Source organism: Georgenia deserti, assembly GCF_042680605.1.
Taxonomy (GTDB): domain Bacteria; phylum Actinomycetota; class Actinomycetes; order Actinomycetales; family Actinomycetaceae; genus Allobogoriella; species Allobogoriella deserti.
In genome coordinates, this window is sequence record NZ_JBHUEE010000006.1 from 40,369 (window position 1) to 66,449 (window position 26,081).

Genomic DNA, 26,081 nt, shown 5'->3' on the forward strand with positions numbered 1-26,081 from the left:
TTGATGGATGTCCGTCGATGGAACCGATGGTAGGCGCCCATTGTTCCCGCACCGAAGAGTGGGTCCGCCAGGCGGAAGCGGCTCAGCCGACCCTCAACCGACCTCAACCCACCCGCAGCTCGGCCAGCTCGACGCGATTGAGGCCGTCCGACTCCGCCACGGGTAGCCGGGTGAACCACAGCACTAGGGTGTCCGTCTGGACCGGCTCGTCGAACTCGAACACGCTGTCCGGCCCCATCTCCCCGCTGGCCAGTGGTTCGCCGTCGGTCGGGTTCTCGGCGGAGGTGTCCCGGATCTCGACGTTGCCGCCCTGCCCCATGAGGTCGATCTCCACGCGCCGCACGGTCGAGGTCTCCTCGAGGTCGACGGCGAGCCCGATGCCGGATTTCATGCCGTACTCGGGGTCCACATAGGAGCGCGAACGCCAGAACGTCTCGGCGTCGCCGTCGAGCGCACGCGGGGTGAGCTCCGGGTTCTCCTGACCGTCGCCCTCCGGATCGAGGACGCCGAGATCGGCGATGACCGGCTCGACCTCCTCCGTGGGCTCCTCCGTCGTCGTCTCTTCCTCGGTCGGCTCCTCGGTGGTCTCTTCCTCTGTGGTCTCCTCGGCCGTCGGCGTGACCTCGTTGTCGGGCAGGGAGATGCGCGGCGGCGGCGCAAGGATGGTCCGCAGTGAAATGAGGAAGAGGATCACGACGAGTGCGACGACGCCGACGATCACCACGGGCGTGGGGTTCATGCGCCGTTCTGCGAACGGCACCTCGGGCCCGTCGATCTCGGAGAGCAGGTCTGGCTCCCCGTCCTGCGGCGGCGCCTGCGTCCCACCGGCGGTGGGCGCGGCGGCAGCAGCTGCGGCGCCGTAGCCGGTCCGGTCCGTGGCCTGGTCCGGCTGTCCGGGTGGAGGTGCGTCCGGCTGCTCGCGTTCGGTGCGCCGCGCCGCGGCCGAGTTGCGGGCGGCGGCTGCCGCCTGCCGTGTGCGTTCCGCAGTGCGCTCCGCGCCGCCCCGAGCCTTGCCGAGGGCGTTGCGCAGGGCCTCCGCGGTCGCTGCGGCGGCGACGGCGGCGGCGCCCTGCCCACCGCGTCCGTGACCGGCTGGATGGGCAGCCTCGTCACCAGCTGCTTCTGCGGAGGAGACGAGCTCGGGGAACGGCGCGGGCGGGGCGGACGTGTCCGGCGGCCCGGGCGGGGACCAGGAGATCGTACGCGCCGGGGTGACCAGCTGGGCGTCGGTCGGCAGCTCGAGACGGCCGACGACCTCGGACCAGTCGGGGACATCGGTGGAGAGGTGACGCTCGCCGGCGGGCAGGTGGAGCGTGCGCTCGGGCTGTGCCGTCTGGTCCGGTTGGTCCGTGTCCGCCGGTGCGCCCTCGGACGCCGGCGCGTCAGCGGGGGCGTCGGTGTCGGCCTCGCCGGCCGACGTCGTCTCTCCCGACACGTCGTCGGCGGGCGGCGGTGGAGGCGGTGGCGGTGGAGGTGCCTGTCCGGCCTCGTCCGCGGACGTGCGAAGAGGCGCTGACTCCCGGCCGCGCACCGGTGACCAGGTCGGTCTGGTGCTCGGGCGTGTGGCGTGGCTGAGGCCGATCCCGGCCGCAGCCGCGCCGCCGGCGGCGGCTCCGAGGCCCGCAGCCGCGCCATCCGCGCCATCCGCGCGAGCCTCGTCATCCGGATCCTCGACGTTCTCGGCGTCGCCCGTGTCCGCACCCTCCTGGCCGGTGTCGGGCTCGCCCGCCTCGGTCTCGGATGCCGGTTCCTCGGGCTCTGTGCCGGCCCGCGGCACGATGGTGGCGGCCATCGCCTGCGGATCAACGCCGGGCCACGGCGCGAGGAGGCGCAGCAGTTCACCCGTGCTCCGTGGCCCCTCACCCGCCAGGGTCCGGGCGCACAGGTCGTCGAGGTCTCCTGGCGTGTCCGGGCGGAGCTCGCGGGGACGTGGTGCGTCCTCGGTAGGGCGGTGACCGGTCAGCGCCAGGTACAGCAGGCGCACGATGTCCGCGGCGTCGCGGTGGTCGGCCTCGAGCGGGGAGTCCGCGAACTCCTCCGGGGCGCCGAGGAGGACGGCGTCGGTGCCGAGACCGGAGACGAGGACGTCGCCATCCGGAGTGACGTGTACACATTCCGGGCGCAGCGCGAGGTGACGTACTCCGTGGCGGCGGGCGGACTGCAGTGCCGCCGTTGTCTCTCCCACCACGGCACGCGCCTGTTCCGGTGGGAGTCCGGCGGTGCCGGCCAGCGTACCCAGGTCCGGGCCGGAGACAGTCCGGGTGACGACGTAGGAGGCCGACTCGTCGGTGCCGACGTCCAGGACGGTGACCAATCGGTGGTCGTCGACGAGCGAGGCGCGGCGTGCCGCGTCCAGCACGTCTGCGACCTTCGTCCCCGAGGTCGGTAGGACCAGGACGTCGACGTCGGCCTCCAGCGTGAGGTCGCGGGCGCGACGTTTCTCTATGCCACCGACGGTCGTCTCGAGCGACTCGCCGAGCTCATAGCGTTCCCCGAGGACGGAGCGCTCCGGGTGGGCGTCGTCCGTGCCCTGATTCAGTGCCGTCCCCCCCGTCCCTTCATGCGTCACACCAGCACCATCGCTGTCGAGTGTACGCAGCGCAGGCGCGGTTTCCGGGCTGGTGGCGCGGGTCGTCGCCGGCGGTGTCGCACCGTCATGGGTGAGGTCGGCACGCTCCGGGTCGGTGGCGGTCTCCGCCGGTGGTGGCGGAGGTGGCGGCGGCGGAGGTGAGCCCGCGCCGGATCCGTCCGGACCGCCAGCGCCCGGTCCGTCACCGTCCGGTCCGTCGTCGGGGGGCGGCGGGCTCGCCGGGGAGAGCTTCCGGCCCGCGCGCACGACGGCCCCTCCCGGGCTGCCGGGGATCCGGCTGCCGACGCCGACGAGCACAGCTCCGGCCGGGGCGGCCAGGAGCTGCAGCTCGCCGACCTGCAGCGCGCGGAGCAGCGCGAGATAGATCAGTCCAGCGACCGTCCCGACGAGGGCGATGCGCCACAGCGCCCCGAGCACCCCCATCTGTGGACCGGTGCCGAGCACGTGCAGCAGCCCCCAGGCCGCGACGGCCGCAGGAATGAGGGCGAGGACGAGACGCAGATGCGTGCGCAGCACGCGAGCACCGTCGACGGTGTACAGGTGTAGCCGCAGCCCGAGGAAGGTGAGGAGTGCGGCCACCGTGTTCGAGACCGTCATCGCGACGCCGATGCCCACGACCGTCCACTGCGCCGGCAGCAGCATGGACACCGCGGCGCCGACGGCGAGGATGACGAACATCGGGATCTGGAGCCGGAAGAGGCCCTTGGCGTCCTCGAAGGCGTAGAAGACCCGCTGGCACATCGTGAAGATGCCGACCGCCACCAGCCCGGGCACCATCGCGACGACGACGTGGCCGATGGAACGGACCTCGTCGAACGAGACGGTCGCCGCCACGACCCGGACCACCGGCTGGGCCAGGACCATGAGCAGGCCCGCGGCGAAGACGGTGAACACGGACACCGTGCGCAGGCCCTTGGACAAATCGGCGCGCACCGCACTCAGGTCGGCGGCCGCTGCGCTCGCCGACATCCGGGTGAACAAGGCCGTGACCAGCGAGACGGTCACCAGTGAGGTCGGCAGGGTGAAGATGAGAAAGGCGGTGTCGTAGGCGCCGTTGCCGGCCACGTCGCGCGCACCGTCCCCGGCGCGGAAGGCGTACGCGGCGGCGTTCGAGATGACGACGTAGGCCACCTGGTTCGCGGCCAGCGCCGCGAAGACCCACATCGCCATCCGGCTGGCGCTGCCCAGACCCGAGCCGCGCAGTCCCCAGACCGGCCGGTACCGGAAGCCCGACCGATACAGCGGGACGAGCAGCACGAGCGCCTGCGCGACGATTCCCAACGTCGCAGTGCCGGCCAGCAGTGCGGTGCGGCTCAGTCCCCAGACGCTCGCGTCGTCGCCCCCTGCGGCCGCCGTCCCGCCGAAGACCAGTAGGTAGACGGCCAGGCCGGCTATGGCGACGAGATTGTTCAGCGCCGGCGCCCACATGTACGGCCCGAAGACGTTGCGGGCGTTGAGCACCTGCCCGAACAGCGTGTACGTGCCGTAGAAGAACAGCTGCGGGATGCACCAGTACCCGAAGGTGACCGCGAGGTCGTACCACTGCGGTGGCAGATTGGCCGCATACAGCGAGATCAGCAACGGCGATGCCAGGGTGAGCGCCACGGTGACGACCGCGAGGCCGGCCATGCCGACGGTCAGCAACCGGTTGACGTAGGTTCGTCCGCCGTCGGCGTCGTTCTTGATCGCCCGCACGATCTGCGGGACGAGGATCGCGTTGAGCACCCCACCCGCGATGAGCATGTAGATGAGGTTCGGGAGCTTGTTGGCCACCGCGAACGCGTTCGCGGCGCCGTAGTTGATCCCGACGGCGGCACCCAGGAGCAGCGGCGCCTTGACCATGCCGAGGACCCGGGAGACCAGCGTGCCGGCGAACATCAGCGCCGACGAGCCGGCCACGCCCCGGCGCGGACCCGCCGCGGGGTCGGGGGCCTGGTCCTGGTCCGCCCCCGGCCCGGCGCTCACGGCTCGACCTCCTCCGCGGTCGCGGGGTCGGCGCGGCGGCCACGCCGGACCGTCCGGACGAGGCCGACGACCAGCATGACTCCCAGCAGGCCCGCGACGGCGGCCGTGCCGACGCTCTCCCAGTCGGCGCGGACCCGGACCTGCAGATCGCTCGGTGTGCCGATGGTGCGACCGTCCGCCCCGAGCAGCTGGACCTCGACGGTGACGTTGCCGCTGCCCACCGCTCGGACCGGCACCTGTGCCGTGCCCTGGGACTCGGCGGGGACGGTCACCTCGACCTCCTCATCGGCCTGCAGACGCTGGTCGGAGGGGACGAGCCGGACCTTGACGGTGGCGTCGACCGGCAGGTCGTTGCGGATATGCACCGGCATCGACGCCGAGTAGTTGATGACGTTGAGGGACGAGGACTGCAACGGCGCGAGCTGGTCGTCCAGGGTCGCGACCCGGTCCGAGACCGACGAGAGCAATGATTCGCGACCGTCGGTGTCCCGCCGCCACGCGGCCGAGAGCAGCGAGGAGAGGTTCTGATCGACCGGCTCGAGCAGGACCTCGGACGGGTCGGTGATGGCCGCGAACGCCTCTGCCCGGTCCCGGATATCGTCCATCTCGTCGAGGTTGTCGCCCGAAAGCTCCTGATCGGAGACGCGCTGTTCCGGCAGCGTGTCGCGGTCCAGTTCGGGCGCATCCATCTCACGGATCTCGCTCAGTCCGGCCGGTTCGATCCACGGGGCCGACAGCAGGGTCTCGAGGTTCTCGCCGAGCCGGTCGACGTCAAGCCGGGGACTACGGGAGGCATTGAGAGCGATGGCGCGCTGGTCGTTCGGCCGCTCCCGCGTGATGACGGCCGTGTCGGCGAGGAGGAGCTGGCGGGAGTCCAGGGCGTTGAGGCGGCGGGTCTGACCGCCGTCGTCGACCGGGGGGAGCCGTCCGGCGAGGATGGCGGAGGCGACATCGTCGGTCAGCACGGCCGGGAAGGACCCGTCCCGGCCGACGTCGAGGTCGGCGCGTCCGGTCGGGGTGTACGTCAACTCGTCGAGCGGTGTCGTGGCGGAGACCGGGACGACGGCGGTCGTCGCGCCGGCCCGGGCGGCGGCGGCGAGGGTTGCGACGTCCGGTGTGCGGGTGGCCGGCCAGGCGAGCGGCTGGGCGTCCGAGATGCCGGCCGCGTCCGCTGCCGCGATCGCGTTCTCGGTGGCGCGGCCGAGGCGGTGGCCGGCGCCGAGGTGGGCGAGGGCGGCGATGTCGGCATCGGCCCACGGCAGTACCGCCACCTCCCGGCCGGACTGCGCAGCGAGTGCGGCGAGGGCCTCGCGCAGCGTGGCGGCGTCCGTGGCCGATTCGTCGGTGCCTTCTTCGTCGGTGCCTTCTTCGTCGGTGCTTTCCTCGTCGAGAGTGCCGCCGTCCGTGGGCTCGTTCGTCGCCGTGTCCTCCTCCGACGGCGTCTCCTCCGCGTCCGTCGTGTCCTCGGTGGCCTCCTCGTCCTGCGTCGTCTCTTCGTCGGTGCCGGTCTCGTCCGGGGACCGGGTGGTCGGGTCGTCGGGCGTCCCGTCGTCGCTGGTCTCCTCGTCGGCCGTCGCGTCCTCGGCCGGGTCGTCCGGCGCGGCGAACAGCTCACCGTCGACGGCGGCCGTCACCCCGGGCTCGTCGATGGCCTCGAGCAGCTCGAGCAGACGCGGCGCTGCGGTTTGCGCAACCGCGTCGTCGCCCGGATCGGCCCCGGCAGCGGCCCGCTCGGTCGCCGAAGCGGTCACCGGCACGACGGCGCTGACGCGGGTGGGCTGCGCCTGTCGCGCTTCGCCGGGGTACCAGAGCGCCACGCTCCGGTCGACACCCGAGATGGTGGTCTGACCGCTCGCGTCCGAGACCGCCACCTCGACGCCGTGCGGACCCCAGCCGGACGAGGTGTTGAGGATGCCGAGGTCGTCCGGCTGGAGCTCCAGGGAGAATTGCGTGGACGAGCCCGCCGGGATCTCACCGAGGTCGTCGACGGCCAGGGTGGAGGTGATGGCGTAGCTGTCGGGGTCCATCCAGCGTTGCAGCGCGATGCGCGAGATCGGGGCGTACCGCTGCATGTTGAGCTGGAGCTCGGCGACGTCGACGTCCTGACCGCCGTCGTTGACGACCCTGCCCGAGACGGTGAGCGGCTCACCCGGCCGCAGGACCGCCGGTGCCATGTCGGTGATCTCGACCGTCAGACCGCCCTCGACGTCCTCCGGTGCGCCCGCGGCCGGTGCGGCGATCGTTCCGGCACCGACCACACCCAGGGCGACCGCGAGCGCGGCCATCGGGCGCCGCACCGCCCGCAGCCACCTCATGCGCGACCGGCCAGCACGTCCCGCGCCGTCGCGACCACGCGGCGTTCGTTCGGGTAGGCGAGCCGTCGCGCCACCTCGGACAACGCCACCCAGGCGACGTCCTCCGCCTCCCGGTCAGGGTCGTTCTCGACGGTGAGGGAGCCGCCGGTCGCCTCCAGCAGATAGTGGTGCACCACCTTGTGCACGCGTCTGTCCGTCCCGGCGAACCAGTAGTCGATCGTGGCCAGGTGCCGCAGGATCTGTCCCGTGATTCCGGTCTCCTCCGCGATCTCCCGGACGGCCGCCTCCTCGGGCGTCTCTTCGCCCTCGAGATGTCCCTTCGGCAGGCACCACTCGAGCCGACCGGCACGGTTACGGCGCGCGATGACCGCGGCGAACGCGCGGCCCTCCTGCACGTCCACGACCAGGCCGCCGGCGGAGGTCTCGTCCACCACCGGCAACGTCGAGGTCCGCGTGTTCGCCGCCCGGCTCCGCGACGGCCGCGGAGCCCGGGGGCGCGGCACGGGGAAGGCGGCAGGCATGTGGCCACTGTAATTGGCAAGACACGCCGATGCGGCGAGGCCTCCCGCGTCCCCTGCCGGGTGTGTGTCGGCCGGAGCGGTCATGGCACCCTTGGTCGGTGCCCAGCCCGACCGACCGCCGACTGGCGCTTCAGAAGCGCGCTCTGTCCTCGATCGCCGCCCTTCCCGCCGCCGTGCGAGAGCTCGGCGAGGCCTTCCGTGACGCCGGCCACGAGCTCGCCCTCGTGGGAGGGCCGGTGCGCGACGCCTTCCTGGAGGCGGTCTCCCACGATCTGGACTTCGCCACGTCCGCCCACCCGGAGCAGACGGCGACGTTGCTGGACGCGTGGGCGGACTCCTCATGGGACGTCGGCAAGGAGTTCGGCACGGTCGGAGCGCGTCGCGGCGACCTCGTGGTCGAGGTGACGACCTACCGCACGGAGGCTTACGAGATCGGCTCACGCAAGCCTGCCGTCGAGTACGGCGACACCCTCGAGGGCGACCTGTCCCGGCGCGACTTCACCGTCAACGCGATGGCCGTCCGCCTGCCCGAGATGACCTTCGTCGACCCGCACGACGGCCTCGGCGCGCTCGCGGACCGGGTGCTGCGCACTCCGGGGACGGCGGTGCGATCCTTCGACGACGATCCGCTGCGGATCATGCGCGCGGCACGGTTCGCCGCCCAGCTGGGGTTCTCCGTGGACCCGGACGCGGTGCGCGCCATGCGCGAGATGGCCCCCCGCCTGGAGATCGTCTCGGCCGAGCGGGTGCGCGCGGAGCTGGAACGCCTGCTCATCTCGCCCCAGCCGCGCCGCGGTCTCGAGCTCATGGTGGAGACCGGGGTGGCCGACGTCGTGCTTCCCGAACTCTCCCGGCTGCGCGAGACGGTCGACGAGCACCGGCGGCACAAGGACGTCTACGAGCACACCCTCACGGTGCTGGACCAGGCGGTCGCGCTGGAGACGGGGCCGGACGGTCCGGTCCCTGCGCCGGACCTCGTGCTGCGGCTGGCCGCGGTGATGCACGACGTCGGGAAGCCGGCCACCCGCCGGTTCGAACCGGGCGGAGGCGTGAGCTTCCACCACCACGAGGTGGTCGGCGCGAAGCTCACGTCGAAGCGGCTCAAGGCGCTGCGCTTCGACAAGCAGACCATCAAGGACGTGAGCCGGCTGGTGGAACTGCACCTGCGGTTCCACGGTTACGGCGGCGGCTCGTGGACCGACTCGGCGGTGCGGCGGTACGTCACCGACGCCGGGCCGTTGCTCGAGCGGCTGCACCGTCTCACCAGGGCCGATTGCACCACGAGGAATCGGCGTAAGGCGGCGCGGCTGTCCGCGGCCTACGACGACCTCGAGGAGCGCATCGCCCGGCTGCGTGAGGAGGAGGAGCTGGCCAAGATCCGTCCCGATCTCGACGGCCGCCAGATCATGGAGATCCTCGACCTCGCGCCCGGCCCTGCGGTCGGCGAGGCGTACCAGTACCTGCTCGACCTGCGCATGGAGCAGGGACCGCTCGGGGAGGACGCCGCCCGCGAGGCGCTGCTCGCGTGGTGGAACGCCCGCCCCTGACCCCACCCCCAGCGACTCGTCACCTTCGTGCCCAATTGTCAAACATGTGCCGACTTGTCATCTCTTGACGTCGAGATACCGGCACACGATTGACGAGTGGGCACACCGTTGACGATTCGGCACATGATTGACGAGTCGCGGGGTTGGGCGCTCGGGGTTGGTGGTGCCGGGGCCGCTCGGGGCTCACTCGTGGGCGAGGACCGGCGCCGGACGGTCGTTCACCCGTACCGTGCCGACCCGGTACGCGACGGCGATGAGCACGAACGCGACGGTCAGGGCGACGAAGACCGCCCGTGACCAGCCCGTGTCCGGCAGGGCGACGGCGGCCAACGCGGCCGCCCCGACGAATGCCGCGTTGTAGAGCACGTCGTAGAGCGAGAAGGCGCGGCCACGGAAGGTGTCGTCCGTGTCGCGCTGGACGATCGTGTCGACGGCGATCTTGGCCCCCTGGACACCCAGCCCCATGAGCACCGCGCCGGCCATGATCACCGGCAGCTGCGGCGTCGTCGCCAGCAGCGCCTGGCTCAGGCCGGACAGGGCGAGGCAGACGACCACCCAGGTCGCCGGCCGCATCCGCTCGTGCGCGATGGGGCTCAGCACGATGGCCAAGCCGTTGCCGGCGAAGGAGACGGCGGTGAGTGTGCCGAACATCGCCAGGCCCGCCTGGGCGTCGGTGGGGTCGACGAGCAGGTTCCGGGAGATGAGCAGCAGCGCCAGGAAGTTCAGCCCGTACAGGAAGCGGTGCAGCGACATGGCCGCCAGCCCCATCCCCGGCGTTCGGCGCGCAACCAGGTACCGGGCGCCGGCGACCATGTCCGCGGCGGTGGCCCGGACCTCGGCCCACAGGTCCACGGTGGCGTCCGCCTCGCGCGGGCCGAGCTGATCCCGGCCCATGCGCAACGCCAGAGCGGACGCACCGCCGAACAGTGCGCCGGCGATGACGAGCACGATCCCGTTGCGGACCGCCCCCTCCGGCGTGAGCCAGCTGGTGACGAACCCGATCAGCGCACCCACCGCGGCGCTGACCGCACCGAGCGTCGGGGTGATCGAGTTGGCCATGAGCAGGTGTTCGCGGGGGACCACCCGCGGCAGTGCCGCGGACAGCGCCGCGAGCAGAAACCGGTTGATGCCGAGAGTGACCAGGGCGAGCACGTAGACGGCGACGCTGACGCCGTCGGTCATCATGAGCACGGCGAGCACGACGGCGAGCAGCACGCGGACCGCGTTGCCGTACAGCAGTACTTGGCGTCGGCGCCACCGGTCCAGCAACGGTCCCGCGAACGGGCCCACCACCGTGAACGGCAGCAGCAGCACGGCGAACGCGGCCGCCACCGAGCCCGCCGTAGCCATGTTCTCCGGGCTGAAGAAGAACAGCGTGGCCAGGCCCGCCTGGAATGCTCCGTCCCCGCACTGAGACACCAGGCGGACCGCGAACAGCCGCCGGAATCCTCGGTTGACCGCGACAGTGCGCAGGTCGGACAGGACACTCATCGGGCAGCGCTCAGGACATGGAGCGTGGATGGCACCGCTGCAGGCTATCCGGTCGGCCCGTCGGTCGCGTCACGCTGTCGTGTTGCTGCACTTGCGGCGGCCTGGGTTCGTTCCTCACCCCGGCCGCCGCAGCGTGCTCGTCACCGCTCCATCAGAACCGTCGCGTTCCTCGCACTCCCTGGAGTCGCGGGTTCGTCCCTCACCCGCGACTCCAGAACCGTGCTCGTCACCGCTCCATGTCACCGCGGATGAAGGCCTCCACGCTCTCGCGCGCCAGGTCGTCCGCGCGCTGCTCGGGCGGGGACTTCATGAAATAGCTCGACGCCGAGAGCAGCGGCCCGCCGATCCCGCGGTCCAGGCCGATCTTGGCCGCGCGGATCGCGTCGATGATGATGCCCGCGGAGTTCGGGGAGTCCCAGACCTCCAGCTTGTACTCGAGGTTGATCGGCGCCTCGCCGAACGCCCGGCCCTCGAGGCGCACGTACGCCCACTTCCGGTCGTCGAGCCACTCGACGTAGTCCGACGGCCCGATGTGCACGTTCCGGTTGTCGACCTGACCCGCCAGCGAGCCGGTCACGTTCGAGGTCACCGCCTGGGTCTTGGACACCTTCTTCGACTCCAAGCGGTCCCGCTCGAGCATGTTCTTGAAGTCCATGTTGCCGCCGACGTTGAGCTGGTACGTCCGGTCCAGGGCCACGCCGCGGTCCTCGAACAGCTTGGCCAGCACGCGGTGGGTGATCGTCGCGCCCACCTGTGACTTGATGTCGTCGCCGACGATCGGGACGCCGGCCGCGGTGAACTTCTCGGCCCACTCCTTCGTCCCGGCGATGAACACCGGCAGCGCGTTGACGAACGCCACGCCGGCCTCCAACGCGCACTGGGCGTAGAAGCGCGCGGCGTCCTCCGACCCCACCGGGAGGTAGCAGACCAGCACGTCGACCTCGGCGTCCCGTAGCGCCTTGACCACGTCCACCGGCTCGGCGGTCGACTCCTCGATCGTCTCCCGGTAGTAACGCCCCAAGCCGTCCAGCGTGTGGCCGCGCTGGACCGGCACTCCGAGCGGCGGCACGTCGCAGATCTTGATCGTGTTGTTCTCCGACGCCGTGATCGCCTCCGAGAGGTCCTGCCCCACCTTCTTGCCGTCGACGTCGAACGCGGCCACGAACTGCAGGTCGCCCACGTGGTAGTCACCGAAGCGGACATGCATCAGTCCCGGCACGGTCTCCTCCGGGTCCGCCCCGGAATAGAAGTGGACCCCCTGCACCAACGAGGAGGCGCAGTTCCCCACGCCGACGATGGCGACCTTGATGGCACTCATGCTTGCTCCTTGTTCCGTGGCTGATCGGTCGCGGCGCCGTGCTCGTCGCCGCTCGTGGTCGTGCCCCCGGTGGGCGGGGGTGAGGAGTAGTCGTAGGCACCGCGCGTGCCGCGTTCGGTGTCGATGACGCGTTCGAGCCACTCGACCTCGCGGTCGACCTGCTCGAGCCCGTGACGGGCGAGTTCGGCGGTATAGGCGTCCATGCGCCGCGACGTCCGCCGGAAGGACTGCTGCAGACGCTCCCGGCGCTCGACCATCCGGGCACGCCGGCCCTCGAGGATCCGCAGCCGGGTGCGGGCGTCAGTGCTGCCGAAGAGCGTGAAACGCACGTCGAACGCGTCGTCGTCCCAGGCGGTCGGTTCGGCGGAGGACAGGACGGAGTCCAGATACTCGTGGCCGGCGTCGGTGAGCTGATAAACGATCCGGGCGCGACGGCCACCTCGGCCCGACGCGGACGGCGCCGAGGAGATGAGTCCGCGTGAGGTCAGCGACTTCAGCGCCGGGTACAGCGACCCGTAGGACAGCGTGCGGAACGCACCGAGCGCGACGTTGAGGTGCTTGCGCAGCTCATAGCCGTGCACCGGCGAGTCCCGCAGCCGCCCGAGGATGGCCAGCTCGAGCACCTGGGCACGTGTGCTCATGACCCTCCCGACGCCGACAACACTCGCTGCAATATATCGCGCCGATACGTTGAAGCGACAACTGATGCTGTCGTGGCGGCTGACTGGCTGCGTCAGTTCCCGCTCGGGGCGCACGATGGTCACCGAATCCGCCGGATTTCGTCCCTCAGCAACACGCAGAATCGGAGAGATCGGACATGACCGAGGCCGCACCGATCCGCCGCACGGCTGAGCCAGAAGTCGACGAACTGATCACCGGCGCATTCATCGCCGTCGACGGCGATACGGAGTTCGAAGACGGGTGGGTCGCCATATCCGACGGCCGGATCCGCGCAGTGGGCGCTCGGTCGGATCCGTGGCCGGCAGCCGCGCTCCGGACCGACGCCGGGGGGCGGCTCGTCACGCCGGGCCTGATCAACGCGCACCACCACATGACCCAGAACCTCACTCGGGCCTACCGCCCGGCGGTGAACGGCACGTTGTTCGAATGGCTGACGACCCTCTACCCCTTGTGGGCCACCCTCGACGAGGAAGACGTCTATCTCGCGACCTACGTTGCCGCGGCAGAACTCCTTCTCGGTGGGTGCACGACGTCGTCGGACCACATGTACATCCATCCGCGGGCGCACCTCATCGACGCCCAGGTCGCGGCCACCACGGAGATCGGGTTCCGATTCATGGCGAACCGCGGCAGCATGACCCGCTCGGTGGACGACGGCGGACTCCCGCCGCGTGAGGTCGTCCAGGACGAGCAAGCGATCCTCGCGGACAGTCAGCGAGTCATCGAAACCTTCCACGATCCGGCACCCGGGGCGCTCACCCGTGTGGCGCTCGCACCGTGCGCCCTTTTTGCGGTGTCCGAGCCGATCATGCGCGCTACGGCCGATCTCGCCGAGCACTACGACGTGCGCCTGCACACCCATCTTGCCGAGGACACCGACGAGGACGACTACGCGATCGAGGTCTACGGCTGCCGCCCGGTCGAGTATTTCGAACGGGTCGGCTGGGCGAGTCCGCGGACCTGGGTGGCGCACTATGTCTACGGCTCGGACGAGGAGAATCGTCGGCTGGCCGCCGCGGGCGTGAGTGTCACGCAGTGTCCGAGTTCGAACATGATCCTTGCCGGTGGCAGTGCCGACACTGTACGGCTGCGTTCACTCGGCATGGCGGTCGGTATCGGGTGTGACGGCTCGGCCTCGGCCGACTCGGCCGACCTGTGGCAGGAGACCCGTAACGCGATGCTTCTCGGCAAGTATCGGCACGGACCGGCGGCGATGACAGCCCGCGACGCGCTCGACATGGCAACCCGCGGCAGCGCCCACGCCCTCGGTTGGGCGGACGAGCTCGGCCACCTGAGGCCAGGAGCCTGCGCCGACCTTGTGATCTGGGACAGCTCCCCGGTGGCTCAGGCGGGCGCCCTGACCGACCCGGTCGAGGCATGGCTGCGATCCGGACCGTCTCGGGCCTGGCGCACTTACGTGGCCGGCCGTGCGCTGGTGGCCGACGGTGAGCTCCAGCTGCCCGATCTGGAGGACGTGCTGCACCGGCATCGCGCCGCGGCGGCACGAATCCAGGGCGTATAACGGGACACATGACAGCCGCGAGCCGGCCGGGCGCCGACGTCGTCGGGATCGTCCTGGCCGCCGGGGCCGGCCGGCGGATGGGCCGGCCGAAGGCGCTCGTCCGTGGCGACGACGGGGTCCCGTGGCTGCGCCGGGCCGTCACCGTTTTGAAGGAAGCCGGTGCCTGGCCGGTCCGGGTCACGCTCGGCGCCGGTGCGGACGAGGCCTCGGCGCTGCTTCCGGCGGGGGCGCAGGAGGTCCGGGTTCCCGACTGGGCCGAGGGTATCGGCGCCTCGCTACGTGCCGGCCTCGCCGCGGCCGGGTCTACCGACGCCGTTGCGGCGCTTATCACCCTGGTGGACCTGCCCGCGCTGCGCGTCGACGCCGTGCGCCGCGTGCTGGGAGCCGCGCCGGAACCGGGGGAGTCGTCAGGACCGGGTGCGTCGGCGTGGCCGGCTGCGTCGGTGGGGCCGGGCGGCGGACTCGGACCGGCGGACCGGCTCGGCTCGGCGGTCTTGCGCCAGGCCGTCTACGCGGGGCGCCCGGGACATCCGGTGCTCATCGGCCGCGACCACTGGGCCGATCTGCGCGCCCAGCTCGACGGCGACGTCGGCGCCCGGCCCTACCTGCGCAGCCACGGCGTCGTCGAGGTGGACTGCACCGACCTCGGCGGCGGGGACGACGTCGACACCCCGGCGTGATCTCCGGCACGCCGTGAGGTGCAGCACTCACCACGACGTAGCGCGGACCTCTCGCGCATACTGAGGACGTTGCGTCCCGGCTGCGGCGACCAGGCCGCGCCCCCGGCGAGCGGTCCGGGCACTCCTCAAGCCGCACATTCGTTCCAGACGGGTGTCCGGCACCGTGAAAGGTTGAGAATCGCGTGGCACGCACACCAGCACATCACCGACCCCGCAACGCGGGGTCCGGCGGGCGCCGCTCGGGCTCGACGTCGAAGCGGCGCGTCCTCAACTACCCCCGCCGCGGCAAGGGACCCGTCATGCGATGGCTGCCCGGGTGGCGGTTCGTCCTCGGCGCTTTCCTCACCGTGGTCGCGCTCGGCGCCGGCGCGTTCGCGCTCGCGTACGCGACGATCGATGTGCCCGAGCCCGACGACTTCGCGCTGGCCGAGTCGACCACCGTCTACTACGCCGACGGCGAGACCGAGATGGGCAGCTTCGCCGAGGTCGACCGCCAGGCGGTGCCGCTCGACAGTCTGCCGGAGCACGTGGCGCACGCCGTCGTCGCCTCCGAGGACGGCAGCTTCTACGAGAACCCGGGTGTGGATGCCCGGGGCCTGGTGCGTGCCCTGTGGAACAACGTGCGTGGTCTGCCCACACAGGGCGGCTCGACCCTGACCCAGCAGTACGTGGAGCGTTACTACGTCGGCGAGACCACGACGAGCTACATCGGCAAGTTCCGCGAGACGATCCTCGCGCTCAAGACCGATCAGTCGCAGACCAAGGAGGAGATCCTCCAGAACTACCTCAACACCATCTACTTCGGCCGCGGGGCCTACGGCATCGAGGTCGCGGCGCAGGAGTACTTCGGCAAGTCGGCGTCCGAGCTGAACGTCTCGGAGTCGGCGCTGCTGGCCGGTGTCATCCCGGCACCCTCGGCATGGGATCCCGCCAACGATCCCGAGGCCGCCGAGCAGCGGTGGAACCGGGTGCTCAACCTCATGGTCGAGGACGGCTGGCTCAGCCAGGCCGACCGTGAGGCCGCCGAGTTCCCGGAGACGATCGCTCCCAACGAGGAGAACATCTACGGCGGCCCCAACGGCTATCTGCTGCAGATGGTGCGCAACGAGCTCGTCAACGAGGCCGGGATGAGCGAGGAGGAGATCGACACCCGCGGCCTCGACATCGTCACCACGATCGACGAGCGCAGCCAGGAGGCCGCGGTCCAAGCCGTGGACAACCTCCCGGAGGACCGGCCGGAGAACAACCACGTCGCGCTCGTCTCGATCGATCCGCGCAACGGCGGGGTGGTCGCGCTCTACGGCGGTCCGGACTTCGTCGAGCAGGGGCAGAACGACGCGACGCAGTCGCGCGCCCAGGGTGGGTCGACGTTCAAGCCGTTCACCCTCGTGGCGGCGCTGGAGAACGGCCTGACGCTGGACTCGACGTTCCCGAGCTATTCGCCGATGGAGATCGAAGGCTACGACTTCGCGGTCGAGAACTTCGACTCCCCGGTCAACCGCGGCTACATCGACGTCACCGAAGCCACGGTCAACTCGGTCAACACCGTGTACGCGCAGATGAACGTCGAGGTCGGTCCGGAGAACACGGTCGACGTCGCCACCCGTGCCGGCCTGCCCGAGGACACGCCGGGTCTGGTCGCGACGCCGTCGAACGTGCTCGGGCCGGCCTCACCCCGCCCGATCGACCTGGCGACCGCCTACGCGACCTTCGCCTCCCAGGGGGTGCGCCACGACACGCACATCCTCGGCGAGGTGCGCGACGCGGACGGCAACACGATCTATCAGCCGGACACCGAGGGCGAACGAGTCTTCGACCAGGACGTCATGGCCGACGCCACCTATGCCATGCAGCAGGTGGTTGAGCGAGGCACCGGCGTCACTGCGAGCGAGATCGGCCGCCCGGCCGCCGGGAAGACCGGCTCGTCCAACGCCTACCGATCGGCCTGGTTCTCGGGCTTCGTCCCGCAGTTGTCGACGACGGTCGCGATGTTCCAGACCGGCGAGGACGGTTCGGAGGAGGTGCTCTCCGGGTTCGGCGGCCAGTCGATCATCTCCGGCAGCACCTTCCCGACCCAGGTGTGGCGCGACTACATGGCGGTGGCCACCGAGGGCATGCCGATCGAGGAGTTCCCCCCGCGCTCGGAGCCGGTCTACACGCCGCCGCCGGTGACCGAGCAGCCCGAGGCGCCGGAGGAGCCCACCGAGGAGGAGACGACGGAGGAACCCACCCTGGAGGAGGAGACCTCCGAGGAGCCGACGACGGAGGAGCCGACCACCGAGGAGCCCACCGAGGAGCCGAGCGAGCCCACCGACGAACCCACGGACACGCCGACGGAGTCGCCGACGACCCCGGAGCCCGAGCCCACGCAGGAGCCGACCCAGGGCCCGACCGACTCGGGAACCGGTCGCGGTGGTTCTCGAGGCCCGTTCGACGATCTCCTCGGCGGTGACGACTCCGACGGCGGCTGACTGACGCCCTCATCGACGGCGGCAGTTCCTACGGCGAGCGCCAGGAGGAACAGGCGCGGCGCGTAGGACGTGCCGCGGTCGGCGGTCCGGAGCTGCGCCGGTGTCCACAGATGTGTGACGAGGCTCGCTCGCCGTGGGCGGGCGGGCCTACGGTAGGCTTGTCCGCTGGCCCCCTCGCCCGGCGGGTGGGCCGCAGCACGCTGCAACCCTCCTGTCACGGAGAGACCGTGACCGCACAGTCCAGAGGAGGTGGGGTACAAGCATGCGTCAGTACGAACTGATGATCATCCTCGACCCGGAGGTCGACGAGCGGACGGTCGCCCCGTCGCTCGACAAGCTTCTCTCGGTGGTCAAGAACAACGACGGCACCGTCGACAACGTCGACATCTGGGGCAAGCGTCGGCTGGCCTACGACATCAACAAGCGCTCCGAGGGCATCTACGCGGTCATCGACATGACGACGACGCCGGATGTCGCCAAGGAGCTCGACCGCCAGCTCGGTCTGAACGAGGCCGTCCTGCGCACCAAGCTCATCCGCCCGGACGCTCGCTGAGCCGAGCGCTCGCCGAGCAACCTTCAACCCAGGGAGCACACGCATGGCAGGCGAGACCGTCATCACCGTCGTCGGGAACCTGACGGCGGACCCGGAGCTGCGTTTCACCCCGTCGGGTGCGGCCGTGGCCAGCTTCACCGTGGCGTCGACGCCGCGCACCTTCGACCGCCAGGCGAACGAGTGGAAGGACGGGGAGACCCTGTTCCTGCGCTGCTCGGTCTGGCGTGAGGCCGCGGAGAACGTCGCGGAGTCGCTGACCAAGGGCACGCGCGTCATCGTCCAGGGCCGGCTCGTCCAGCGCTCGTTCGAGACCCGCGAGGGTGAGCGCCGCACGGTGGTCGAGATGCAGGTCGACGAGGTCGGTCCCTCCATGCGCTACGCGACCGCCAAGGTCACCAAGTCCCAGCGGGGCGGTGGCGGCTTCGGCGGCGGCAACCAGGGTGGTTTCGGCGGCCAGCAGGTCGGCGGATACGGCGGCCAGCAGCCGCAGCAGGCCGGGGGCTACAACGCCCCGGGCGGCGGCCAGGCCGACGACCCGTGGGCCACGGGCGGCTCGAGCGCGTTCAACGACGAGCCCCCCTTCTAACGACCAACAGGACCTGAGTGGCGGCCTCGCCGTCACCTGCACATCGAGGAGCATCAACCATGGCGAAGCCCGTTCTTCGCAAGCCCAAGAAGAAGGCAAACCCGCTGAAGTCGGCCAAGATCGACCGGGTCGACTACAAGGACACCACGCTGCTTCGGAAGTTCATCTCCGACCGCGGCAAGATCCGCGCGCGTCGCGTGACCGGTGTCTCCGTCCAGGAGCAGCGCCTCATCGCCAAGGCCGTCAAGAACGCCCGCGAGATGGCTCTGCTGCCGTACTCGAGCTCGGCTCGCTGAGGGAGGGGAGTTTCGCGATGGCAAAGCTGATCCTCACCCAGGAGGTCTCGGGTCTCGGTGCCGCCGGTGACGTGGTCGAGGTCAAGGACGGGTACGCCCGGAACTACCTCGTGCCGCGTGGCCTGGCCACGAAGTGGACCAAGGGCGGGCAGAAGCAGGTCGACGAGATCCAGGCGGCCCGCCGCTCGCGCGAGATCGCGACGCTCGAGGAGGCCCAGCACGTCCGTGACCGGCTGCAGGCCGCGCCGGTCACCGTGAGCGAGCGCGCCGGCGAGTCCGGCCGTCTCTTCGGTGCCGTGACGGCCAAGGAGATCGCCGAGGCCGTCAAGGCGGGCGGTGGGCCGGCGATCGACCGGCGCCGGATCGAGGTTCCGGACCCGATCAAGTCGGTCGGCGAGCACCGGGCGTACGTGCGCCTGCACGCCGACGTCCGCGCCACGGTCGACATCCACGTCGTCCCGGCCAAGGCCTGACGCCTGGTCAGCGCCGGCTGACGGCCGGACACGCGAGCCGCGGGTCGGCGCCTGGTGCCGGCCGAAGCAGCAAGCACGGCCCGGTCCCTGCGGGGGCCGGGCCGTTTCGCTCGTCCGGGCACGTTGGGAGGGCGCTCGCGGCCCCGTCGCGATCGAGGTTGCAGGATCCGCGCGTTTTTCGACGATTTCCGCAACTTCGTTCGGCTCGTGCGCGGAATCTCCGACGCAGCGCCGCTCAACGCTCCGCGCCGAGCACCATCCACCTCGTGCCGCGGGCACGGACGCCGGTGGTGACCGCCCGCGCGAGCATGAATCCGCCGCCGAAGGCCGCCCACAGCCACGCCAGACCGGCTGCGCCGTCGCCGGCGAAGGCGTGCACCGCCCACGCCATGGGCAGGTAGGCCACGAGGGTGATGACGCCCGCCCAGGCCAGATAGGTCCCGTCGCCGGCACCGATGAGGACGCCGTCGAGCACGAAGACCCACCCGGCGATCGGCATGCAGGCTCCGATCACGGCCAGGCCGACGGCGGCCGCGAGCCGGACCTCGGGGTCACCGGTGAACAGCGGCGCGAGCCACCACCCGGCGGCGGCGAACACGACGCCGATGAGTACCCCGGCTGCGACGCCCCACTGTAGGCAGCGCCGCAGCAGGGCCCGGACGGCGCCGGGGTCACCTGCGCCGAGCGACTGGCCGACCATGGCCTGCGCGGCGATGGCCAAGGCATCGAGCGCGAACGCCGACAGGCCCCACATGGCGTTGACCACCTGGTGCGAGGCGAGAGTGACGGCGCCGAGCGAGGTGGCCACCGCGATGGTGACCACGATCGCGGCGCGCAGCGTGAGCGTGCGGATCAGCAGCGGGAGGCCGGCGCGAGCGGAGGCCCAGATGCCGGCACCATGCGGCGCGAAGGCCACGTCCATGCCTCGGGCACGGCGCAGGATCACCGCGACGAGCACCACGGCCATCGCCGTCTGGGTGAGTGCCGTGCCCAGGCCGGAGCCGGCCACGCCCATCCCGACGCCGTAGATGAACAGGGCGTTGAGGCCCACGTTGCCGAGCGCACCGGCTACGGCGACGACGAACGGTGTGCGGGTGTCCAGCAGCCCGCGGAGCGTCCCGGTGGCCGCCAGGACGAGCAGCATGCCCGGCAGGCCCGGGGCCGACCAGCGCAGATACGCGACGGCGTGGGGAACGACGTCGGCAGGGGCGCCGGAGACCAGGGACGGGGCCGCCACCATGAGGACGGCGGCGGTGCCGACGCCGAGCAGCAGGGCCAGCCACATGCCGTCGATGCCGGCGGAGACGGCGCCCGAGCGGTCTCCGGCGCCGACGCGTCGGGCGGTGGCGGCTGTGGTGGCGTAGGCGAGGAAGATGAAAACCCCGACGGCGGTGGTCAGGATCGTCGAGGACAGCGAGAGCCCGGCGAGCTGGGCGGTGCCGAGGTGGCCGACCATGGCGGAGTCGGCGAGAACGAAGAGCGGTTCGGCGACGAGGGCGCCGAGGGCCGGGATCGCGAGAGCGAGGATCTGCCGATCCAGGGCGCGTCCGCGGAGCCGGTGAACCTCAGGTTCAGGGTTGTCACTGGTGCCGGGCGTGTCGTCCACCGATGTGCGTTCCTCTTTCCTTCCACAGTCTGTGCACAGGGTTGGGGACGCCGTTTCGCGGGGTCAGGCGGAATCCCACCCGTCGTACCCACAAGGTTGTCCCCAGCCTGTGCACATCAGGGTGGGCAGGGTCCACAGGGCGTCCACAGGATAGGGGTGCTGCGTGCACATCCCCAGTTCGATCTCGGGAGCTCGACAACCTAGTCTCGCGAGGTCGCACGATGGGGCAGCCGGAGCTCGGTGTGGGTGGCGACCGATAGATCTGGGTGGACGTTGTGGGCTGACAGGGGGTGCGGAGCAGTTGACGATCGCTGAGGAGCGCACCGCGACCGACGGCCGCGAGGGGTTCGACCGGACCCCGCCGCAGGACGTCGCGGCGGAGCAGAGCGTGCTGGGCGGCATGCTGCTCTCGAAGGACGCCATCGCCGACGTGGTCGAGGAACTGCGGGCGAACGACTTCTACCGCCCCTCGCACGAACTGATCTACGAAGCGATCATCGACCTCTACGGTCGCGGCGAGCCTGCCGATGCGGTCACCGTCGCCGCCGAGCTGACCAAGCGCGGCGAGATGGGCCGCGTGGGCGGAGCGCCGTACCTGCACACCCTCATCTCCTCGGTGCCGACGGCGGCCAACGCCGGCTACTACGCGCGCATCGTTCGGGAACAGGCGGTGCTGCGGCGCCTGGTCGAGGCGGGCACGAGAATCGTCCAGCTCGGCTACTCCACCGAGGGCGGCGACGTCGACGACCTCGTGGACAACGCACAGGCCGAGGTGTACTCGGTCACCGAGCGCCGCACCTCCGAGGACTACGTCCCGCTGCGGGACGCCATCAACCCCACCATGGAGGAGATCGAGGCGGCCGCCGATCGCGGTGAGGCGATGGTCGGCGTGCCCACCGGCTTCGCGGACCTCGACGGGTTGACCAACGGTCTGCACCCCGGGCAGATGATCATCGTGGCGGCGAGGCCGGCCATGGGGAAGTCAACGTTCGCCTTGGACGTGTGCCGCGCGGCGTCGATCAAGAACGGTTTGACGTCGGTCATCTTCTCCCTCGAGATGGGGCGCACCGAGATCACGATGCGGCTGCTGTCCGCCGAGGCGCAGGTGCCCCTGCAAAACATGCGCAAGGGCACCATGCGCGAGGAGGACTGGACCCGCATGGCCACGGCCATGAGCAAGGTCTCCGACGCGCCGCTGTTCATCGACGACAGCCCGAACATGTCGCTGATGGAGATCCGGGCGAAGTGCCGCCGGCTCAAGCAGAAGCACGACCTCAAACTCGTCGTCGTCGACTACCTGCAGCTCATGACGTCAGGGAAGAGGGTCGAGTCCCGGCAGCAGGAGGTCTCCGAGTTCTCGCGTGCGCTGAAGCTGCTTGCGAAGGAGATCGAGGTCCCGGTCATCGCGGTCGCGCAGCTCAACCGTGGCCCGGAGACCCGTACGGACAAGAAGCCGATGATGAGCGACCTTCGCGAAAGCGGCAGCCTCGAACAGGATGCCGACGTCGTGATGCTGCTGCACCGCGAGGACGCGTACGAGCGCGAGTCACCGCGAGCAGGTGAGGCCGACGTCATCGTGGCCAAGCACCGCAACGGCCCTACCGACACCATCGTCGTGGCGTTCCAGGGCCACTACTCGCGGTTCGTCGACATGGCGCGGTAGCCGCGCTTCCCTTGTCGATTTGCAGCGAATTCTGCACGATCGGCGCTCGCATCTTGCATGGCAGCCCCTTTACCCGTGCTCACCTAGTTGCTGGTCGTGGATGATGGCGTCCGTGGAGCACCGGGGTATCTACGGGCTGTGGCGGGACGAGAGCGGCCGTGTCGTCGTCGTCCGCAAGTCGCGTGGGCGCTACCGCGGACTGTTGGACCTGCCCGGCGGCAGCCCGGAGCCGCAGCGCACCGCTGAGCATTGCCCTGGGACTCTTGCCCGAGCCGCTTGGGCACGCCTGAGCCAGACGCGCTGACTACGTTGCAGTGGTGAGCACCACGGCTGACTTCTTCCGTCGATGGGCACGGCTCGAGGCCGACGGCGTTTCGTCGCTCTATTACCAGTGGGCCACCGGCGCCGCGGACGACACCGCCGTGCTGGAGTCATCCCATGCGTGATCTCGACTGGGACGGCGGCCGAAACCTCCGCGATCTGGGCGGCCTGCCGACGCCACTGTCCCCGACCGGTGCGACAGTGGCAGGACGGGTGGCCCGCGGCGCACGCCGGGAACTCATCACGACGAAAGGCTGGCTGGCAGCCGCGGAGTGGGGCATCCGGTCGATCGTCGACCTGCGCAGCCCCGCGGAGGTCGGGCCACTCGACGGCGACGCCAGTGACGCGCCACCCGACGTCGACGTCGTGCTCGCACCGACGGAGGACCAGACCCATCCCGAGTTCCGGGCCGCGTGCCTGCCCATCCTCGACTCGCCCGAGTACTGGCAGCACAACGTGCGCATTCTTCCCGGCCATGTCCGTGGCGCGCTGGAGGCGATCGCGAGGTAGCGCCGGGCACGCTCGTGCACTGCGCCGCCGGCCGCGACCGCACCGGCATGGTCTCCGCCCTGCTCCTCGCCAACGCCGGCGTCAGCCCCGAGGACGTCGTCGCCGACTACGCGGTGGCCGTCCGGACGATGGCCGGCGCTCCCGCACACGGCGGGCCAGGCCACGACCGGCAGGCGGCGTGGTGCGATGCCGAGGTGGCGACGTTCCTCGACGCCAATCTGGACCACGTGAGGCTTTTTGCCGCCGCACCGCAGAATGTCCTCGACAGGCTCGGCGTGACAGACGAGACGCGCTCGCGGCTCCGCGCTCTCTAACCGAACCATAGGGACCTCTCCGTCGACCGATGCCCCACGTCGAACCACGATGAGCCCTGGCTGACCCGGAGAAACGGTGCGCTTACCGCGCCAGTGGGGGCAACGCACTTTGTACGGCATCACTGCCAAGGCCAGGATCATGCAAAGTAGCCCGGCGTGTTGGTGCAATCTGCACTGCATCCGCTGGGTCCGAGCAGATCACACCACCGAAGCTGACCGGCTGCTCTCCGAACTCGGAGAACATGATCGCCGTGCCATCACGCACCACCATGAGCCGCACGCAGTCATACGCTCCCGGCCCGACGGCGCGATGGATCGTGCGGGTGCGGGCCGACAATGGCGGGCAGAGTCGTGCGGCCACTCATTGCTGCTGTCTGGACCAGTGCTCTGCTTCGGTAGCGGCCATCGGTGCGGACGCGCGCGAGATCACGTGGATGTGCCTGGTCATGCTGCTCTCGCGGGAGCGTTGCGCATGGCGCGTGTGCTCAGGAGCCAGGTGAGGACGGCGAAGGCGGAGGCGATCAGCGCTGCGATCATGAATCGTTGCGGGGTGTCGGCGGAGAGCGGCCATGCTGTAGGTCCCAGAATCCACAGCCAGGTGTCGGCGAGCACGTCGCCGCCGAGCGTGATCCCGACGGTGGTTAGGATCACGGTTGCGCCAAGCGCCCACCCAACGCCGAACCGGACGGTGAGCCAGAGTGCTCCGAGTACGCCAGCCGCGCCGAGGATGAGCCAGAGCACACCAGATTGGGTGATGGCGAGCAGGGATGCGGCGTCGCCGTGGCCTCGCCGCACGGCGTTGGCGAGAGCGGTGGCGGTCACCGCCGCGGACACCGTCGAGACGCAGAGCAGCAGCCAGGTCTGCACGGCGGCGGGAACGGTCGCTTTACGTAGCATGAGTACCTTCCATCCCGGAGCGAGTGCCAGCCAGGTGAGGACGGCGACGATGCAGGCGCCGAAGGGCAGCATCGCGTAAGTGTGCAACCCGAGCAGGTACGAGTTCGGATATACCGCGGCCGTCACGATCGCGAGCAGGACCGCGGCAGCACACAAGGGCACAATGGCGCGAGAACGCACGACGGCGCGGACCGCTCCGAGCGTGCTCTCGCGCGTACTGCGTGGCCCGACCGGGCGATTGTCTGCGCGGTGTTCCACGCGGAGAGTGCCCCGCGACAGCACTCGCAGGACCAACACGATCCCGGCCAGGAAGATGCTGAGCGCGAGCGCCAGGGCGGGTGATTCGGTTGCGAGCGGGTCGCCCGCTGCGAGAGGTTCGGCGTTCTGGTGCGCTCCGACGATCGGCAGCATCGCACGCACGGCCCAGGTCGGCGGGATCGCGTACCAGGCCGTCGATTCAGCTGCGAGAGTACCGATGGCCTGCCAGATCCAGGCTGCGAGGAACACGGGGATGGTGCCCCATCGTTCGCTGAGCACGAACGCGAGCGCGAGGACGCCGAGTGTCGTGACCCAGCATACGAGACCGGCCCACACGATGCGTGGAGCGTCGGTGGGGGCTCCGACAGCGAGGGAGAGCGGGATGACCAGCCAGAACGCGAGCGCGTGGAACAGAGCAGAGAGTCCGGTGAGGACGATGAATCGGGCGACGATGATGATTCGCGGGCTGGTGGCGCGCCAGATGGTGCCGCCGTCTCGAGCGGCGCTCTCGCGGGCGGTGGTCAGGCCGGCCAAGAGCGTCAGGAGCGGTGCAGCCATGCCTGTGACGTAGAGGGTTTGCCACAGCAGCGCCGCCCGTTCCTGGCTCTCGGGCGTGATGAGAATCCCGGCGAAACTGATGCCGGCGATGACGACACCGACCCAGGGCAGTGCGGCTGCGGCGGAGCCTTTCGCGCGGATCACCTCCGCCCGGATCGCAGGCACGAGCGCGCCGATCACGCCGGCTCCTGCCGTGAGGCGTTCAGCATGGTGAGTTTGAGGAATGTCTCCTCCAACTGTCCGGGTGCCGCGAAGTCTGCGAGCGGGCCCTCGTAGCGACAGATGCCGTCGGCGAGAACGGAGATGTCGTCTGCGAGCTGCACGATCTCGCCGAGCTGGTGGGAGCTCACCAGGACCGTCCGGCCCGCGGCGGCGTAGGCGCGGAGCAGCTGGCGCAGCTCGGCGATGCCCTGAGGGTCCAGACCGTTCTGAGGCTCGTCAAGGATGAGCACGTCTGGTTCGGTGAGGATGGCGATGCCGAGCGCGAGACGGGCTTTCATGCCCATCGAGAAGTGGCGGGCGCGTTTGCGGCCTGTGCTGGCGAGCCCGACGATCTCGAGCACCTCTTCGATGCGGGCGCGTGTGACCCCGGTGAGCCGGGCGTGAACGAGGAGGTTGTCGAACGCGCTCAGGTGCGCGTAGATCGCGGGGCCGTCGATGCTCGCACCGATACGTTCCCGCGTCGCACGGTTCTTCGTGCCCGACGCCGGAGGCTGGCCGAGAACGTCGATCGTTCCCGCGTCGGGCTCCATGAGTCCGAGCAGCAGCCGGAAAGTAGTGGATTTGCCCGCCCCGTTCCGGCCGAGCAGTGCATGGACTCTCCCCGCCCTGACGTTCAGGTCGAGGCCGTCGAGCACGATCGTGTCGCCGCGTTGCAGGCGGACATCGGTGCAGCGGATTGCCATCCGGGGCGCTTGAGTGTTCTCGGGCAGGGCTGTCATAGGG

General features: G+C 70.5%; 21 protein-coding genes. 12 read left to right on the forward strand and 9 right to left on the reverse strand.

All coding sequences use genetic code 11. From position 1 onward, the window contains the following. Window positions 1-103: 103 nt before the first annotated feature. The 3 genes from ACFSE6_RS11805 to ACFSE6_RS11815 are packed head-to-tail and all read right to left on the reverse strand — an operon-like array spanning window position 104 to window position 7,391. Window positions 104-4,555, reverse strand: a complete 4,452-nt coding sequence (locus ACFSE6_RS11805; protein ID WP_388006989.1) for a lipid II flippase MurJ — start codon at window positions 4,553-4,555, stop codon at window positions 104-106. Next, a complete protein-coding gene (locus ACFSE6_RS11810; RefSeq protein ID WP_388006992.1) occupies window positions 4,552-6,870 on the reverse strand; it encodes a DUF6049 family protein in 2,319 nt (772 codons plus the stop codon). Before ACFSE6_RS11810 ends, ACFSE6_RS11805 begins: the two co-directional genes overlap by 4 nt. Beyond that, window positions 6,867-7,391, reverse strand: coding sequence for an NUDIX hydrolase (locus ACFSE6_RS11815; protein WP_388006995.1), 525 nt, complete (start codon window positions 7,389-7,391; stop codon window positions 6,867-6,869). The genes ACFSE6_RS11810 and ACFSE6_RS11815 overlap by 4 nt, the downstream gene beginning before the upstream one ends. A gap of 29 nt (window positions 7,392-7,420) precedes the next feature. On the opposite strand from ACFSE6_RS11815, the gene ACFSE6_RS11820 reads away from it, so the two are divergent. Next, the gene (locus ACFSE6_RS11820) at window positions 7,421-8,938 is read left to right on the forward strand and encodes a CCA tRNA nucleotidyltransferase (RefSeq protein ID WP_465254146.1); all 1,518 of its coding nucleotides are present in this window, start codon (window positions 7,421-7,423) and stop codon (window positions 8,936-8,938) included. Between the two features lie 183 nt (window positions 8,939-9,121). Here the strand turns inward: ACFSE6_RS11820 and ACFSE6_RS11825 are convergent, their stop codons facing one another. The 3 genes from ACFSE6_RS11825 to ACFSE6_RS11835 all read right to left on the reverse strand — a co-directional run bounded on the left by ACFSE6_RS11825 (window position 9,122) and on the right by ACFSE6_RS11835 (window position 12,388). Beyond that, window positions 9,122-10,429, reverse strand: a complete 1,308-nt coding sequence (locus tag ACFSE6_RS11825; protein ID WP_388007001.1) for an MFS transporter — start codon at window positions 10,427-10,429, stop codon at window positions 9,122-9,124. 226 nt (window positions 10,430-10,655) lie between these two features. Next, window positions 10,656-11,747: an inositol-3-phosphate synthase gene (locus ACFSE6_RS11830; protein ID WP_388007004.1), complete on the reverse strand. Its 1,092-nt coding sequence runs from the start codon at window positions 11,745-11,747 to the stop codon at window positions 10,656-10,658. Beyond that, on the reverse strand, window positions 11,744-12,388 hold the full coding sequence (locus tag ACFSE6_RS11835) for a PadR family transcriptional regulator (RefSeq protein WP_388007007.1): 645 nt from the start codon (window positions 12,386-12,388) through the stop codon (window positions 11,744-11,746). The genes ACFSE6_RS11830 and ACFSE6_RS11835 overlap by 4 nt, the downstream gene beginning before the upstream one ends. A 176-nt stretch (window positions 12,389-12,564) precedes the next feature. Between ACFSE6_RS11835 and ACFSE6_RS11840 the strand changes: the two genes are divergently transcribed. The 7 genes from ACFSE6_RS11840 (at window position 12,565) to rplI (ending at window position 19,009) form a co-directional block, all read left to right on the forward strand. Beyond that, window positions 12,565-13,950 (forward strand): 8-oxoguanine deaminase, encoded by a 1,386-nt coding sequence (locus tag ACFSE6_RS11840; RefSeq protein WP_388007010.1) that lies wholly within the window; start codon window positions 12,565-12,567, stop codon window positions 13,948-13,950. Between the two features lie 8 nt (window positions 13,951-13,958). Further along, window positions 13,959-14,630, forward strand: a complete 672-nt coding sequence (locus ACFSE6_RS11845) for a nucleotidyltransferase family protein (RefSeq protein WP_388007013.1) — start codon at window positions 13,959-13,961, stop codon at window positions 14,628-14,630. A 182-nt stretch (window positions 14,631-14,812) separates the two neighbouring features. After that, window positions 14,813-17,101, forward strand: a complete 2,289-nt coding sequence (locus ACFSE6_RS11850; protein ID WP_388007016.1) for a transglycosylase domain-containing protein — start codon at window positions 14,813-14,815, stop codon at window positions 17,099-17,101. 262 nt (window positions 17,102-17,363) lie between these two features. Beyond that, entirely contained in the window at window positions 17,364-17,654 is a 291-nt protein-coding gene (gene rpsF, locus ACFSE6_RS11855) for a 30S ribosomal protein S6 (protein ID WP_388007019.1), read from the forward strand. Window positions 17,655-17,697: 43 nt separating this feature from the next. Next, entirely contained in the window at window positions 17,698-18,240 is a 543-nt protein-coding gene (locus ACFSE6_RS11860) for a single-stranded DNA-binding protein (RefSeq protein WP_388007022.1), read from the forward strand. Between the two features lie 59 nt (window positions 18,241-18,299). Then, window positions 18,300-18,536 (forward strand): 30S ribosomal protein S18, encoded by a 237-nt coding sequence (rpsR, locus tag ACFSE6_RS11865; RefSeq protein WP_388007025.1) that lies wholly within the window; start codon window positions 18,300-18,302, stop codon window positions 18,534-18,536. Between the two features lie 17 nt (window positions 18,537-18,553). Further along, a complete protein-coding gene (rplI, locus tag ACFSE6_RS11870) occupies window positions 18,554-19,009 on the forward strand; it encodes a 50S ribosomal protein L9 (protein WP_388007028.1) in 456 nt (151 codons plus the stop codon). A 235-nt stretch (window positions 19,010-19,244) separates the two neighbouring features. On the opposite strand, the gene ACFSE6_RS11875 is transcribed toward rplI, so the two are convergent. Next, window positions 19,245-20,615 (reverse strand): MATE family efflux transporter, encoded by a 1,371-nt coding sequence (locus ACFSE6_RS11875; protein WP_388007031.1) that lies wholly within the window; start codon window positions 20,613-20,615, stop codon window positions 19,245-19,247. Window positions 20,616-20,916: 301 nt separating this feature from the next. Here ACFSE6_RS11875 and dnaB point away from each other — a divergent pair, with 301 nt between their 5' ends. The 4 genes from dnaB to ACFSE6_RS11895 all read left to right on the forward strand — a co-directional run bounded on the left by dnaB (window position 20,917) and on the right by ACFSE6_RS11895 (window position 23,423). Beyond that, window positions 20,917-22,278 carry a replicative DNA helicase gene (gene dnaB, locus ACFSE6_RS11880; RefSeq protein WP_388007034.1) on the forward strand — a complete coding sequence of 454 codons (1,362 nt, stop codon included), beginning with the start codon at window positions 20,917-20,919 and terminating at the stop codon, window positions 22,276-22,278. A 317-nt stretch (window positions 22,279-22,595) separates the two neighbouring features. Beyond that, window positions 22,596-22,724: a hypothetical protein gene (locus ACFSE6_RS11885; protein ID WP_388007037.1), complete on the forward strand. Its 129-nt coding sequence runs from the start codon at window positions 22,596-22,598 to the stop codon at window positions 22,722-22,724. Next, window positions 22,717-23,109 (forward strand): tyrosine-protein phosphatase, encoded by a 393-nt coding sequence (locus tag ACFSE6_RS11890; protein ID WP_388007039.1) that lies wholly within the window; start codon window positions 22,717-22,719, stop codon window positions 23,107-23,109. The genes ACFSE6_RS11885 and ACFSE6_RS11890 overlap by 8 nt, the downstream gene beginning before the upstream one ends. 14 nt (window positions 23,110-23,123) lie before the next feature. After that, complete coding sequence (locus ACFSE6_RS11895; protein ID WP_388007042.1) at window positions 23,124-23,423, forward strand: tyrosine-protein phosphatase; 300 nt, start codon at window positions 23,124-23,126, stop codon at window positions 23,421-23,423. A gap of 444 nt (window positions 23,424-23,867) precedes the next feature. Here ACFSE6_RS11895 and ACFSE6_RS11900 read toward each other — a convergent pair whose 3' ends face one another. Together ACFSE6_RS11900 and ACFSE6_RS11905 are read right to left on the reverse strand one after the other, a co-directional pair. Then, window positions 23,868-25,316, reverse strand: a complete 1,449-nt coding sequence (locus tag ACFSE6_RS11900) for an ABC-2 family transporter permease (RefSeq protein ID WP_388007045.1) — start codon at window positions 25,314-25,316, stop codon at window positions 23,868-23,870. Continuing rightward, window positions 25,313-26,077 carry an ABC transporter ATP-binding protein gene (locus ACFSE6_RS11905; protein ID WP_388007048.1) on the reverse strand — a complete coding sequence of 255 codons (765 nt, stop codon included), beginning with the start codon at window positions 26,075-26,077 and terminating at the stop codon, window positions 25,313-25,315. Before ACFSE6_RS11905 ends, ACFSE6_RS11900 begins: the two co-directional genes overlap by 4 nt. Window positions 26,078-26,081: the final 4 nt, after the last annotated feature.

Excerpts from the sequence above, each read along its gene's own strand:
- ACFSE6_RS11815 (WP_388006995.1), bottom strand. The coding sequence starts at position 7,391 with ATGCCTGCCGCCTTCCCCGTGCCGCGCCCCCGGGCTCCGCGGCCGTCG.
- ACFSE6_RS11825 (WP_388007001.1), bottom strand. The coding sequence starts at position 10,429 with ATGAGTGTCCTGTCCGACCTGCGCACTGTCGCGGTCAACCGAGGATTC.
- ACFSE6_RS11890 (WP_388007039.1), top strand. The coding sequence starts at position 22,717 with ATGCGTGATCTCGACTGGGACGGCGGCCGAAACCTCCGCGATCTGGGC.
- rpsR (WP_388007025.1), top strand. The coding sequence starts at position 18,300 with ATGGCGAAGCCCGTTCTTCGCAAGCCCAAGAAGAAGGCAAACCCGCTG.
- ACFSE6_RS11820 (WP_465254146.1), top strand. The coding sequence starts at position 7,421 with ATGCGGCGAGGCCTCCCGCGTCCCCTGCCGGGTGTGTGTCGGCCGGAG.
- rplI (WP_388007028.1), top strand. The coding sequence starts at position 18,554 with ATGGCAAAGCTGATCCTCACCCAGGAGGTCTCGGGTCTCGGTGCCGCC.
- ACFSE6_RS11810 (WP_388006992.1), bottom strand. The coding sequence starts at position 6,870 with ATGAGGTGGCTGCGGGCGGTGCGGCGCCCGATGGCCGCGCTCGCGGTC.
- ACFSE6_RS11860 (WP_388007022.1), top strand. The coding sequence starts at position 17,698 with ATGGCAGGCGAGACCGTCATCACCGTCGTCGGGAACCTGACGGCGGAC.
- ACFSE6_RS11845 (WP_388007013.1), top strand. The coding sequence starts at position 13,959 with ATGACAGCCGCGAGCCGGCCGGGCGCCGACGTCGTCGGGATCGTCCTG.
- ACFSE6_RS11905 (WP_388007048.1), bottom strand. The coding sequence starts at position 26,077 with ATGACAGCCCTGCCCGAGAACACTCAAGCGCCCCGGATGGCAATCCGC.
- ACFSE6_RS11840 (WP_388007010.1), top strand. The coding sequence starts at position 12,565 with ATGACCGAGGCCGCACCGATCCGCCGCACGGCTGAGCCAGAAGTCGAC.
- ACFSE6_RS11830 (WP_388007004.1), bottom strand. The coding sequence starts at position 11,747 with ATGAGTGCCATCAAGGTCGCCATCGTCGGCGTGGGGAACTGCGCCTCC.
- rpsF (WP_388007019.1), top strand. The coding sequence starts at position 17,364 with ATGCGTCAGTACGAACTGATGATCATCCTCGACCCGGAGGTCGACGAG.
- ACFSE6_RS11835 (WP_388007007.1), bottom strand. The coding sequence starts at position 12,388 with ATGAGCACACGTGCCCAGGTGCTCGAGCTGGCCATCCTCGGGCGGCTG.